Below are 12,513 nucleotides of genomic sequence, written 5' to 3'. Positions count from 1 at the left end.
CAAGCATGAGTATGCTGGAACAGATGGGAAAGGCCGCTAAACAGGCCTCCTGGCAATTGGCGCTACTAAGCACGGCCAAAAAGAATCAGGCACTTGCGGTCATCGCCAACCTGCTGGAGTCTGAAAGTCAGGCCATTTTGCAGGCTAATGAACAAGATATGAAAGCCGCCCGTGACAGTGGCATGAGTGAAGCGCTGCTCGATCGGCTGCTATTATCACCCGCCCGATTAGCCGGCATTGCGAATGATGTGCGGCAGGTATGCCGCCTAAATGACCCTGTGGGCCGCGTGATTGATGGTAGCCTGCTCGACAGCGGCTTGAAGCTCGAACGCCGCCGTGTACCACTGGGGGTGATTGGTGTCATTTATGAAGCCCGTCCGAATGTCACCATTGATGTGGCCAGCTTATGTCTGAAGACCGGTAATGCGGTTATTTTGCGCGGTGGGAAAGAGACTCATCACACCAATCAGGCGACGGTGAAAGTGATCCAACAGGCGCTGGAGCAGTGCGGTTTACCCGCAGCCGCAGTGCAGGCGATTGAAAGTCCGGATCGCGAGTTGGTGAATGAGTTACTGCGCATGGATCGCTATGTTGATATGTTGATTCCACGTGGTGGCGCTGGTCTACATAAACTGTGCCGTGAGCAATCGACCATTCCGGTAATTACTGGCGGAATTGGTGTTTGCCATACTTTTGTCGATGAAAGCGCCGATGTTGAGAAGGCGCTATTGGTCATTGAAAATGCAAAAATCCAGCGACCAAGTGCCTGTAACTCACTGGAAACTCTGCTGGTTCATCAGGCCATCGCTGCGAGCTTCCTACCTATATTGAGTGCCAGAATGCATGTCTTTGGTGTGACGCTACATGCCAGCCCGCAGGCCATGCCATATCTGGTGGAAGGTAAGGCCAAAGTGGTGGCGGTGGAAGCCGCAGATTACGATGATGAGTGGCTCTCACTGGATCTGAATGTCGATATTGTGGCTGATATTGATGCTGCCATTAATCATATCCGCGAACATGGCACCAGCCATTCCGATGCCATTTTGACGCGCTCACTCAGCAGCGCTGAACATTTTGTCCGCGCGGTAGATTCATCGGCGGTCTATGTCAATGCCAGCACGCGCTTCACTGATGGTGGTCAATTCGGTTTAGGGGCAGAAGTTGCCGTCAGCACGCAAAAACTCCATGCCCGTGGCCCTATGGGGCTGGATGCATTGACAACCTATAAGTGGATTGGCTACGGCGACGATTTAGTTCGCAGCTGATTGACCGCAAATTGTTGTATGCAGATTAAAGCGATATTTGGCTCCCGCCGACGTCGCTTTATTTTTAACTCCCCTGACTCCCGTCGAAAATAAAAAAATACAAAAAATAACCGCTAAAGTTATTCCGATATCTGCCGATATCCATCTTGATAGTTATAGGCTTTTAATAATCTGGGTAGCCAGAGCGATAAATTAAAGATGGGGAATGGCAGGTGAGCGAAACATCTAAAGAGAATTTTGTCAAAACAAATAAATTAGCGATCTGTGCAATTCTTCGGGACTTAAAGAAGAACGATACCGCCGTGATGGTGACCCATGCGCGCGGACAATTTATTAGCCGTATTCTGGATGTGATACCCGAGACAAACCAGTTTATTTTTGATTTTGGCAGCGTAGAGCATGAAAACATTTCAGCCTTGGCTGCTAATCAAATAACCATCATTGCGGAACCTACCGGCGCAAAAATCGAATTCACCTGTAGTCCATTGAAAGAAATAAAGTATTTATCACTACCAGCTTTTAGCACCGCTCTCCCTGAGCAACTTTACTTCATTCAACGACGGGAGTATTTTCGCGTCAATATTCCTCAGTGGCCTGCTTATTACTGCTCAGGAAAATTCGCTGATGGTAGTAAATTCTCCTATACGCTGGCAGATGTCTCCTTGGGTGGAATGGGTCTATATGCACTGAAAGGCAGTGCGTTCCCTCTGCAAGGATGTGGTATTTTGCGCGATGTTTCGGTTGATTTATGCGGTTTTGGTATTTTTAAATTAGACCTGCAATTTATCCGAGCTATTGATAAAAAGGTTGTAAATAACAAAGGCGAAACACTTACGATGCAGCGCCTGAGTTTTAAATTCCCTCGCTTAAGCCCAATTCAAGAAAAAGGGCTGCAACGCGCCATTTTTGAACTGGAAAAGCAGCAAACTGCCAAAGCACGAAAATTTCAGGATGGTATGTAATTGAGGGATTTCACACTCATATGAACACAATCGAGATAGTCAATCAGTGCTATCTCAACTGAATAAAATAAAAACTGAAAAATATGTTGAATTATCATGCAACTGGCCCAATATTATAAGCTGGCTATTAAGGAGGATTAAGCATGGGGATCAGCGAAGAAGAGAGTATCCGCCGTTTGACTGATGAGAAAAACTCGATTGGTCATTCGGCTAAATGGGTAGCAATAATTTCTGCTGTCTATTTTATTATTATGTTGTTTTATCAGCATGAACTAGGCGTATTAACCCTGGCGGGTAGCATTTTTGTCGTGTCATTCTCCATCTGGATGAAGAAGCGTCAAAAAGTGAAATCTTATCGAAATCAGTTGCAACAGATGGATGAAGACAAAGCGCTTTAACGCCAAATAATAGTTATATCGAGCCTGATAAACTGATTATCCAGTTTTCAGACCGTTATTTTCTTTTGTTTGCAGTTATACCTGCACCAACAGATTATTACTGCCCGCTATCCATGATGGTATGTACTTACCGCTACTACTTTCTTACCAGCGATTTGGACATATTAAATCCGGTCACGGCAAATGCCATCTGTTCATACAATCTTTTCGCTTGTGGATTATCAGCCGCTACCCGCAGTTTTATCTCAAATACACCCTGAGCAATTAATTGGTTTTCTAATGCTGCTAAGCACGCCGAGCCATAACCTTGACGTTGACACGGTGGTAGTACGTAGAAATCCTTAATAAAGGCTGCACTATCCTCTTTACCTAGTCCGTACCATAAATAACCCACCAGTTGTTCTTCACCGCTGATACTATCTCTATTCTCGATGCAAAAAAGATGATCACTTGGGCTATTAACACCTTCCGGCAAATAGTTATCAAAGCTATGTGTTGCATAAGCCAAAGCTTGCTCAGCGCTATAGTCACTATTAGACACTAAATCTTGCGCATACTCGGTAATAAATAAATTCCTATAGTCGCCAAGCTCCTCTGCCAGCATTGCTCTAAGCGTAACCATAATATCTCCCGTGCTATTGTGATGCTGCAATTCACCCACTATAGTGGATTTAGTTTGATAAAAGCATATTAGCGCTTTACAGGAAATAAGATAGATAAATTAAATCAGTGAGTTAAACCATAAGCGGGGGGCTCACATGTACAGAATTACTCTCCAGGTGAATGGCTGGCGCTGTTTACTGATGCCGGATTGGTGATTAATAAAGTGACCTCCGATCGATTATATTTGGAGTTCAGCAGCTGGATTGCCAGAATGCGCACCCCCGACTATTTTGCTACTGCCATTCGTGAGCTACAAAAATCGGCATCTGAAAGTGTAATTAATCATTATCAGATTGAAACTGACGGTTCATTTACCAGTGATATTATGATGATTGTTGCAAAGCGCAACTAATACCCGTCATCTTTCAAGTTGCTGGTGTATTGGCTACGTTTGCCTACCCGAATCACTGATCTGCCGCCTTACTGCATCTTGATAATCTATAAAGTATAAATCTGGGTAGTGGCCAAATATATTGGCGTCTGCCCTTAATTATGTATTTTCTTGTCTCCAGTGACATAAAATATTTTATTTCCTCCTTATTCTCCTCACAATGATTGATGTTCTTTACAGAGCATTACGTCTCCTTGCAGTGGAGCGCTCATAATTAATCTCACAAAGACGTTACATACAACCTGTCTGTTGGAGAATTTTATGAAACTATTACCTATTATCGCAGCCGCATTTATTGCCACCGCTTCATTCGCCACTATGGCTGCGCAAGAAGTGAGTCCGGAACAAGCGACGAAGTTGCAGAGCATGGGGGTTATTTCTATTTCTAATGTTAGCGGTTCACCGATGGATGTGGAGTCAGCATTGAATGAGAAAGCAACCGCAGATGGTGCCAGTCACTACCGGGTCATTGGCATGAGCAATCCAGGTGACTCCAGTAATTACAGTGCTAGTGCTGAGATTTATCATTAATTATTCACAATAAGTTATAATTAATGAAATGGTTAGATATGCGATCGGTATTGCAATCACCATCGTGCTCTCTGCTGCGAGCAAGCCCAAGTTAACAATGGCGAGTTATTGTTAATTTGGGCTTACTTATTTCATTATCATCTCTATTTCGCCTAATGGCGTTTTCTATTTGCCGACTAAAAATAATTAATTATTAGAGCAATCTTAATGATAACTTAAGGAATATAAGGTGTTATTGTGGTGTATCTAGGGCTCCGAGGAGAGGCTATGCTAAACACCGTTCGGCGTAATTTTAAAAGTCAATTTTCCTATTTACAGCGCTTTATTGCCTCACCACGTACGGTTGGCACGTTGGCTCCTTCTTCACCTTGGTTATGTCAGGCGATGTTGAATCAGGTGGATTGGAAGCAACATCTTAATATTGCTGAACTAGGTGCCGCTGATGGTGTGCTGACAAAGCGGATCTTGTCACATATGTCAGCAAACTCTCGCTTACAGGCTTACGAAATTCTGCCCCACTTTGTGCACGCATTACATCAGATAAGCGACTCGCGTTTGCAGGTTGTTGATCGCTCGGCCGAACAGTTAGATCAAAATTACGATGTTGTATTTTGTTGCCTACCATTGCTCTCGATCCCAACCAAGATCAGCATCAGAATATTGCAACAGACTCAGCAGCGCTTACGCACAAACAATGGGATGTTGGTTTTGTTCCAATACAGCCACCTTTCCGAGCCCTTGTTATCCCGCTACTTCACGTGGAAAAAGATACGGGTAGTGCGTAATTTCCCTCCCGCAATAGTTTACATTTGTCAGCCTCGTTAGAACCCCCAATTTACAGCCTCTGATATTCCCTGCGCCATGATCTCTGATTTCTCAGAGAATCATCAGGCGAAAGCACCGCTAAATGACTTAAAAAATAGGACCAAAGAGGGCTTTTAGCGGTTCCTCTCTTTTATCTAAACGAAAACCGCATTCCATTTGAAACACCACAATGATAATGATTATCATGCGCATTCATTTATCTGGTTATGTGACGTGTATGCGCTATTTTCAGGCTCTTTTGGTTTTTTGTCTGCTAAGTGGGGCTCTTAACGGGCAGGCAAAGAGTGTTACCGATATTCTAGGCCGCCAGGTGGAAGTACCTGATAATCCACAGCGTATTATTGTGGGTGAAAGCCGGATGCTCTATACACTGGCGTTATTGGAGCCAGGAAATCCTGCGCAACGAGTAATTGCTTGGCCCGCCGACCTGGAACGTTACGATGCGCAAAGCTGGCAACTTTATACACAAAAATTTCCTGAAATTGCTCAAATCCCAATAATTAAAAGTGGCAACATTCGCCAGATAAATGTTGAGAGCCTGATCCTATTACAACCCGATCTGGTTATTTTGTCGCGGCTTGGAGGGGGAGAGGGCGATGACGGAACATTGCTTCGTTTAACCAAAGCCGGTATTCCTGTGATCTTTGTAGATCTGAGGATCGATCTGCTAAATCAAACGATCCCCAGTATTAAGTTGTTAGGTGAGGTGCTTAATCGTCAAGGGCGCGCCGAGAGATTTATCATTTTTTATCAGCAACATATGCATGTTATCCAACAGAGGCTGGCCCAGTATCAAGGGCGAAAACCGACGGTTATGCTGCATTTGCATCTAGGGCGACGTGAAAGTTGCTGTACCACGGCCTCTAAAGGCAATCTCGGTGACCTGATTGCTTTTGCTGGCGGCGACAATATTGCTGCCTCCCATATTAATACCTTGTATGGAGAACTGAATCCGGAAACTGTGCTGCAAGCCAATCCAGATATCTATATTGCTACCGGTATGGCCGGGCTGACTGGTAAACGTTTTTCTCACTTAAAACTGGGGCCGCTAGTGAATGCTGAGCTGGCACAGCACAGCTTCCAACAAGCGTTGTCAGACCAACCTATCCTTTCCCATCTTCGTGCCGTGACTCAGGGCCATGCCTACAGTATTTGGCATAACTTTTACCTCAGCCCTTATCACGTTGTGGCAGTTGAAATGTTTGCCAAAGCGTTCTATCCCGATTTATTTGCTGATATCTGCCCACAGCAAACATTCCAACAGCTCTATAAACAATTTTTACCGCTACCTTTCTCAGGGATTTATTGGAGTTCGTCAAAATATGGAAATACTTAAGCGTCAACATTGGTATTGGTGCGGTTTGCCGCTACTTGCGATGGGGTCAGTCGCCCAATCAGCAGACAATCGTACTGAAGAAAAAAAGAGCGAAGCTAAAACCAAAATGGTGGTTGTTGGGCAGCAAAGTGAAGCTGATACACAAAGCTATCAACCCATCATCAGTGTCACAGGGACTCGCACGAATACCAATTTGCTGAATGTACCGCAGGCGGTGAGTGTAGTGCCACAACAGGTGCTGCGTGATCAAGCGGTAAGAAATATTGATGAGGCATTACATAACGTTAGTGGTATTACTCAAACAAATACATTAGGGGGTACACAAGATGCCGTGATGAAGCGTGGATTTGGTTTTAACCGTGATGGTTCAATCCTGCGCGATGGTGTTCGTTCGGTACTCGCACGTAATTTCACCCCAACAACTGAGCGGGTCGAGGTACTTAAAGGCCCGGCATCAATGTTATATGGCATGGGGGAGCCGGGAGGTGTCATCAATATGATTACCAAGAAACCACAGTTGCTGCAGCAAGTGCATATTGACAGCTGGGGAAGTAGTCTCAAAGGGGGGGGGGGCCAGTTGGATTTCACGGGCCCATTAGGCCAATCTGGTTTTGCTTATCGGATGATTGTGGATCATGGTGAAGTGGATTACTGGCGTAATTTTGGTCGCCATCGTCAGACGGTCGCTGCACCCTCGATAATGTGGTTTGGTGAAATGACGACGCTCCGTGTTGCTTACGAACATATGGAGTATCTCACTCCTTTTGATCGCGGCACAATTATTGATAACCGTACCGGTAAACCAGTCGATACGTCACGGGATCGCCGATTTGATGAGAGCTATAACGCGACTCGTGGCGATCAGGACAATATCACCCTGCAAATTGACCAGGTGCTGAATTTGCATTGGAAAAGCACATTGACATATGCGTATGGACGCAATCGCTACAGTGATAATCAAGCGCGGGCTATCTTGCTCAATCCTATTACTGGCGTTCTGAGCCGGCAAGCCGATGCTACCGCCAGTGCCGTCAGCCAGGCTCAGGCGGTGCAAATCACAGTGAATGGCGATCTGGATATAGCAGGGATGGGCCATCAGATGCTATTTGGTTTCGATTACGAAGATAACCGTACCTATCGTGGTGATATGATCCGTGACAAAAAGAACGAGGATTTTAATATTTATCATCCGGTGTATGGTGTGATGCCACTCTCTACGAAGGTGAGTGTTAAAAACAGTGATCACCGCAGAAACTTAAAAAGTTTTGGCTGGTTTATGCAGGATGCTATTGAGCTGACTGATAAATGGATTGTACTGGCAGGTTTACGTTACGACTATTTTGATGCTCTCTCCGGTAAAGGGCGGCCCTTTAGCACCAATACTGACAGTTCAGGCAGTAAATTTATCCCACGCACCGGTGTAGTCTACAAATTAACGCCAGAACTCTCTTTTTACGGCAGTTACAGTGAATCTTTCAAACCTAATTCGTCGATCGCAAAACAGATAAGTTCACTGCCACCAGAGCAGGGACAATCTTGGGAAATCGGTAGTAAAGCTGAATTACTTAATGGTGTGACCGGTACTCTGGCGCTGTTTGATATTGCTAAACGCCATGTCATGGTCAATGAGCTAATTGATGGTGAAACAGTTACCCGCACCGCTGGCCGTATACGGTCACAAGGTGTTGAGTTAGATGTGGCGGGGGAGTTGACTGATGATCTAAGCGCCATTGCAACTTACGCTTATATTGATGCTAGAGTAACGGAAGACCCTGATAATAAAGGTAATCGGATGACGAATGTCGCCCGTCATAGTGCGTCTTTATTTCTGGCCAAGGCATTAGGTTCTACCGGCTGGCAGAGCGGCGATGATCTACGGGTTGGTGCGGGTGCGCGCTATATTGGGTCGCGGGCGGGTGACGCAGCAAATCGTTTTATTTTAGATGATTACACTGTAGTTGATGCTTTTGTTTCATACTCATTACCGATTAATCATTATCGGGTGAAATGGCAGCTAAATGTAAAAAACCTGTTTGATAAAACCTATTACCCTTCAAGTGGTGGCAATTTGCGGATTGCTGTTGGTGAGCCTCGGCAGTTTGTTTTACGTGCCAGTATCGATTTCTGATTATGTTAATCACCTGGTAGGGATTAATGATTCCTATCAGGTGTACTAAAATATCATTTGTAATCTGTGTATCGTTAGTTTTACGAATTTGTAAAGTTTGCACTACTCTCAATTATCGGTATGATTTGCATCTACAGCATATAGCTGAGTGTTAATCTAATTTAGTCGGTTAACAATAGCGGCCAGTTTTTAGATGACGAGAATTTATCCTCAGAAGTTGATATGAAAGGACTTTCAAGTAATGACACAAACTATCTTCATGGTTGGTGCGCGTGGTGCAGGTAAGACAACGGTAGGGAAGGCGCTGGCAGAAGCGCTGGGATATCGGTTTATTGATACTGACCTGTTTATGCAACAAACTTTACAGTTGAGTGTTGCCGAAGTCGTCGCTCGCGAGGGTTGGGATGGCTTTCGTTTACGAGAAAGTATGGCCCTGGAGACCGTCACTGCCCCTAAAACGGTGGTTGCTACCGGTGGTGGCGCGGTATTGACCCCTAAAAATCGTACATTTATGCGCAATCACGGATTGGTCATCTATCTGCGTGCCTCTGCTAATGTGCTGGTAGAGCGCTTAACCGAAGATCCAGAAGATGCTCAACGACCAAGCCTTACCGGCAAACCGATCGTTGAGGAAATGTTGGATGTATTAGCCAGCCGGGAAGCACTCTATCAGGAGGTTGCCCATCATGTGCTGGATGCAACTCAATCACCGCAAGAGGTTGTCGACCACATTTTGCAGATTTTAGCGAATGAAACAGTGAAGTAGTGAGGGGGGAGGTTAGATCAATTTGTGATATAAATAATTAGCCCATCTGATTGCCTGATAATTATACGAAGCGTACAATTATCACCTACGTAATCATTTCGACGTAAATCATTTGCGCTGATTAATGCCACTTAAGGCAAGGCCAATCAAGGCGGGCCGATGAAAACCCTCAAATTTTTTATTCATCAACACACCAATTTTATGCCTGCGTTCTGGTCAATATTGATTGTGGTCTTTGAAACCTCGCTGGCGCTGTATATCTTACGAAACCTCTGATGCCACTCTCTTTTGCTAAAAATAGACTCTCACTTATGTTGTATATTATTTGCGGCTGCTCTGTTTTAGCTAAATAACCGCTTTCCTCTAGGGAAAACAGTAAAATCCAGCAGCAATTTGTGCGTTTTCTCCGCAACCTTGGTTGTGAATTCGGTAATGATCCCATTTCGTTATAATAATCAGTGACAGAGCGTTTATAGAGACTCTAATATGAAAGCTCAATTCTGATTAAGACGCGGGTGCAAAACTATGCTGAAATTTAATGAGTATTTTACCGGGAAAGTGAAATCTATTGGTTTTGACAGTGACAGCATTGGGCCAGCTAGCGTTGGGGTGATGGAGAAAGGTGAGTACACTTTCAGTACAGCTAAACCGGAAGAGATGACGGTTATTACTGGCAGTTTAAAAGTACTGATTCCAGGTTCGTCAGGTTGGGAAGTTTTCAAGCCGGGTGAAACCTTTTATATCCCAGGGGAAAGTGAATTTAACCTGCAAGTTGCTGAAGCATCATCGTATTTGTGCAAATATTTGAGCTAATTTACCTTTTAATTTAGCGAATATTTCAGCCCTCTCCATGCCAGAGAGGGCAATACTCTTTGTCGTTGAGTTACAGCGGTATTAGCGCTGAGCCTCACCACCCAAAGCTTCAATCAGATTTTTAATCAAAGCAGCCAGTTCACTGGTCATCAGAATAAAATCAGCATCGAAACGCTGAGCAAAATCTTCCCGATCAATATCATCGTTCTGCTCACGCAAGGTGTCAGAGAATTTCAGGCGTTTCAGTGATCCGTCATCGGACAGCACCAACTGAACACGCTCTTGCCAATCCAGTGCCAGTTTAGTTACCAACTTGCCTGCTTCAATATGCACCGCGATTTCATCACTGAACAGATCCTGTTTCTTACAGCGGATCACGCCGCCGTCTTCCAGAATGGCCTTCAGTTCAGCTTCATCCATCAGTGTAAAACCAGCAGGTAATTCTTTACTACGCACCCACTCAGTTAGCGTTAACTCAATCGGATTTTCCAATGTCAGCGGCACTACCGGCAAGGAACCCAGACTTTTTCGCAGCAATGCTAAAGTGTCTTCAGCCCGTTTGGCACTGGCTGCATCGACCATAATCAAGTCATTGACCGTATCAATCCACAGGAAGGTTTGGTTAAATCGACTGAATGCTCGTGGTAATAAACTGTGCAGAACTTCATCTTTTAATGAGTCTTTTTCAGTTTTTTTCAGTTTGCGATGTTGTTCACCTTCCAGACGTTCAATTTTGGCTTGTAACTCTTGCTTAATCACCGGAGATGGCAAGATTTTCTCTTCTTTACGCGCACAAATCACAATCTGACCATCAACCGTATGCGTTAAGGCATCGCTGTGTGAACCCATCGGTGATACCCAACCGGTTTTTGCCATATCCTGGCTACCACAGGGGGTGAAACTAAGGGCGCTTAACTGTTTCTCCATTTCATCCGCAGACAGCGAGACTTCCCGGCTCAAACGGTAAACCATTAAATTCTTAAACCACAGCATAGTGTTATCCCTGGCTCGGGCGCGCCTGGAGCGCGCAAGTTAATCAAACGCAGGGCGGCATGATAACGAATTGATGCCTTGACCCCTAGTAAAGAATAAGAAAAAAGAGCGCCAGCCAATCATTTTCTGAATGCAATTTTAACCCGATGGGACTTAAACACGGCGTAATGCAAAATTACGGGTAACAAAGATTGTGTCACCGCGACCTATTGTCCACACTGAAAAGATAAGATTTTTATTATCGCCATTGCCTTGTCATATCGGGCATATTTATTGGTCACAATACAACGAACAATTCCGTCAACGAGGTGGAGCGCTATGCGCATCGGTATCGATCTGGGTGGCACCAAAATAGAGGTCATTGCATTGAGCAATGATGGGCTGGAACTTTTCCGTAAGCGGGTTGATACCCCACGCCATGATTATCAAAAAACGTTGCAAGCGATTGCTGCTTTAGTCGCTGATGCTGAGCAGGCTACGGGGGAGCGGGGCAGTGTCGGCGTGGGTATCCCGGGGACACTCTCTCCTTTTACCGGCAAAGTAAAAAATGCCAATTCGGTATGGCTGAATGGTCAGTTTGTCGATAAAGATCTGTCAGATCTCCTCTCTCGCCCGGTGCGCCTGGCAAATGATGCGAACTGTTTGGCTGTTTCCGAGGCAACCGATGGTGCCGGCGCAGGGAAGCATCTGGTATTTGCTGCCATTATTGGTACTGGCTGTGGGTCAGGTATTGCTATTGATGGGCGAGTCCATGCTGGTGGTAATGGCATTGCCGGTGAGTGGGGCCATAATCCCTTGCCGTGGCAGGATGACGAAGAGCGGCAATATCAGCAGGAAGTTGCTTGTTATTGCGGCAAAAAAGGGTGTATCGAGACGTTTGTCTCCGGCACTGGTTTTGCCACTGATTACTTTCGCCTGAGTGGAAAACCACTTAAAGGCCATGAGATCATTATGCTGGCTGAACAAGGGGATGCAGTAGCAGAGCAGGCCATGAGCAATTATGAGCAACGTTTTGCCAAGTCATTAGCTCAGGTCATTAACCTATTTGACCCAGATGTGGTGGTCTTAGGTGGAGGGATGAGTAATGTTGAACGCCTCTATAAAACATTACCTGCGTTAATCAGCCCATGGGTCTTTGGTGGTGAGTGTGAAACCCCAATTCGTAAGGCGGTGCACGGTGATTCGAGTGGGGTGCGAGGTGCGGCTTGGTTGTGGCCAGCTGCCCTTCGCCCTTGACGCTACAGAGTTGTTAGCTGCACTCGCGCACCCGAATCACTTACTTGAGTAAGCTCATCGGGACTTGCTCGCTTGCTGCCTAGCTGTAACGCCAATGGCTTTGGGCATGTCCTTGGTCCCTTGACGCTACAGAGTTGTTAGCTGCACTCGTGCACCCGAATCACTTACTTGAGTAAGCTCATCGGGACTTGCTCGCTTGCTGCCTA

Annotated in this window: 12 protein-coding genes and 1 pseudogene; 11 read left to right on the top strand and 2 right to left on the bottom strand. The window is 45.4% G+C overall.

Going from position 1 to position 12,513, the window contains the following annotated elements:
* The first annotated feature begins 11 nt into the window (after nucleotides 1-11).
* The 3 genes from proA (at nucleotide 12) to AACW11_RS11380 (ending at nucleotide 2,625) form a co-directional block, all read left to right on the top strand.
* Nucleotides 12-1,265, top strand: coding sequence for a glutamate-5-semialdehyde dehydrogenase (proA, locus tag AACW11_RS11390; protein WP_212584410.1), 1,254 nt, complete (start codon nucleotides 12-14; stop codon nucleotides 1,263-1,265).
* Nucleotides 1,266-1,477: 212 nt separating this feature from the next.
* The gene (locus tag AACW11_RS11385) at nucleotides 1,478-2,227 is read left to right on the top strand and encodes a flagellar brake protein (RefSeq protein WP_212584361.1); all 750 of its coding nucleotides are present in this window, start codon (nucleotides 1,478-1,480) and stop codon (nucleotides 2,225-2,227) included.
* Nucleotides 2,228-2,370: 143 nt separating this feature from the next.
* Nucleotides 2,371-2,625: an ABC transporter ATP-binding protein gene (locus tag AACW11_RS11380; RefSeq protein WP_212584360.1), complete on the top strand. Its 255-nt coding sequence runs from the start codon at nucleotides 2,371-2,373 to the stop codon at nucleotides 2,623-2,625.
* A gap of 136 nt (nucleotides 2,626-2,761) precedes the next feature.
* Here AACW11_RS11380 and AACW11_RS11375 read toward each other — a convergent pair whose 3' ends face one another.
* Nucleotides 2,762-3,247, bottom strand: a complete 486-nt coding sequence (locus AACW11_RS11375) for a GNAT family N-acetyltransferase (protein ID WP_212584359.1) — start codon at nucleotides 3,245-3,247, stop codon at nucleotides 2,762-2,764.
* A gap of 132 nt (nucleotides 3,248-3,379) precedes the next feature.
* On the opposite strand from AACW11_RS11375, the pseudogene AACW11_RS11370 reads away from it, so the two are divergent.
* The 7 genes and pseudogenes from AACW11_RS11370 to ppnP form a co-directional block, all read left to right on the top strand.
* A pseudogene (locus tag AACW11_RS11370) lies at nucleotides 3,380-3,640 on the top strand (SAM-dependent methyltransferase); the annotation flags it as partial.
* A gap of 300 nt (nucleotides 3,641-3,940) precedes the next feature.
* The gene (locus AACW11_RS11365) at nucleotides 3,941-4,210 is read left to right on the top strand and encodes a YdgH/BhsA/McbA-like domain containing protein (protein WP_049602064.1); all 270 of its coding nucleotides are present in this window, start codon (nucleotides 3,941-3,943) and stop codon (nucleotides 4,208-4,210) included.
* 267 nt (nucleotides 4,211-4,477) lie between these two features.
* On the top strand, nucleotides 4,478-5,035 hold the full coding sequence (locus AACW11_RS11360) for a class I SAM-dependent methyltransferase (RefSeq protein ID WP_212584358.1): 558 nt from the start codon (nucleotides 4,478-4,480) through the stop codon (nucleotides 5,033-5,035).
* A gap of 217 nt (nucleotides 5,036-5,252) precedes the next feature.
* Entirely contained in the window at nucleotides 5,253-6,371 is a 1,119-nt protein-coding gene (locus tag AACW11_RS11355) for an ABC transporter substrate-binding protein (RefSeq protein WP_212584409.1), read from the top strand.
* Nucleotides 6,358-8,499, top strand: a complete 2,142-nt coding sequence (locus tag AACW11_RS11350) for a TonB-dependent siderophore receptor (RefSeq protein ID WP_212584357.1) — start codon at nucleotides 6,358-6,360, stop codon at nucleotides 8,497-8,499. Before AACW11_RS11355 ends, AACW11_RS11350 begins: the two co-directional genes overlap by 14 nt.
* Nucleotides 8,500-8,740: 241 nt before the next feature.
* Nucleotides 8,741-9,265 carry a shikimate kinase AroL gene (gene aroL / locus AACW11_RS11345; protein WP_212584356.1) on the top strand — a complete coding sequence of 175 codons (525 nt, stop codon included), beginning with the start codon at nucleotides 8,741-8,743 and terminating at the stop codon, nucleotides 9,263-9,265.
* A 525-nt stretch (nucleotides 9,266-9,790) separates the two neighbouring features.
* Entirely contained in the window at nucleotides 9,791-10,078 is a 288-nt protein-coding gene (gene ppnP, locus AACW11_RS11340; RefSeq protein ID WP_004873495.1) for a pyrimidine/purine nucleoside phosphorylase, read from the top strand.
* An 81-nt stretch (nucleotides 10,079-10,159) separates the two neighbouring features.
* Here ppnP and rdgC read toward each other — a convergent pair whose 3' ends face one another.
* Entirely contained in the window at nucleotides 10,160-11,071 is a 912-nt protein-coding gene (gene rdgC, locus AACW11_RS11335) for a recombination-associated protein RdgC (RefSeq protein ID WP_212584355.1), read from the bottom strand.
* 318 nt (nucleotides 11,072-11,389) lie between these two features.
* Here rdgC and mak point away from each other — a divergent pair, with 318 nt between their 5' ends.
* Entirely contained in the window at nucleotides 11,390-12,307 is a 918-nt protein-coding gene (mak, locus tag AACW11_RS11330; RefSeq protein WP_212584354.1) for a fructokinase, read from the top strand.
* Nucleotides 12,308-12,513 lie beyond the last annotated feature (206 nt).

The sequence above is a fragment of the Yersinia sp. Marseille-Q3913 genome (assembly GCF_963892745.1).
GTDB lineage: Bacteria > Pseudomonadota > Gammaproteobacteria > Enterobacterales > Enterobacteriaceae > Yersinia > Yersinia bercovieri.
Note: the sequence above shows the minus strand (reverse complement) of the source record. Positions and strands in the feature narration are given on the sequence as shown.

Excerpts from the sequence above, each read along its gene's own strand:
- proA (WP_212584410.1), top strand. The coding sequence starts at position 12 with ATGCTGGAACAGATGGGAAAGGCCGCTAAACAGGCCTCCTGGCAATTG.
- AACW11_RS11380 (WP_212584360.1), top strand. The coding sequence starts at position 2,371 with ATGGGGATCAGCGAAGAAGAGAGTATCCGCCGTTTGACTGATGAGAAA.
- AACW11_RS11375 (WP_212584359.1), bottom strand. The coding sequence starts at position 3,247 with ATGGTTACGCTTAGAGCAATGCTGGCAGAGGAGCTTGGCGACTATAGG.
- AACW11_RS11365 (WP_049602064.1), top strand. The coding sequence starts at position 3,941 with ATGAAACTATTACCTATTATCGCAGCCGCATTTATTGCCACCGCTTCA.
- AACW11_RS11360 (WP_212584358.1), top strand. The coding sequence starts at position 4,478 with ATGCTAAACACCGTTCGGCGTAATTTTAAAAGTCAATTTTCCTATTTA.
- AACW11_RS11355 (WP_212584409.1), top strand. The coding sequence starts at position 5,253 with ATGCGCTATTTTCAGGCTCTTTTGGTTTTTTGTCTGCTAAGTGGGGCT.
- AACW11_RS11350 (WP_212584357.1), top strand. The coding sequence starts at position 6,358 with ATGGAAATACTTAAGCGTCAACATTGGTATTGGTGCGGTTTGCCGCTA.
- aroL (WP_212584356.1), top strand. The coding sequence starts at position 8,741 with ATGACACAAACTATCTTCATGGTTGGTGCGCGTGGTGCAGGTAAGACA.
- ppnP (WP_004873495.1), top strand. The coding sequence starts at position 9,791 with ATGCTGAAATTTAATGAGTATTTTACCGGGAAAGTGAAATCTATTGGT.
- rdgC (WP_212584355.1), bottom strand. The coding sequence starts at position 11,071 with ATGCTGTGGTTTAAGAATTTAATGGTTTACCGTTTGAGCCGGGAAGTC.
- mak (WP_212584354.1), top strand. The coding sequence starts at position 11,390 with ATGCGCATCGGTATCGATCTGGGTGGCACCAAAATAGAGGTCATTGCA.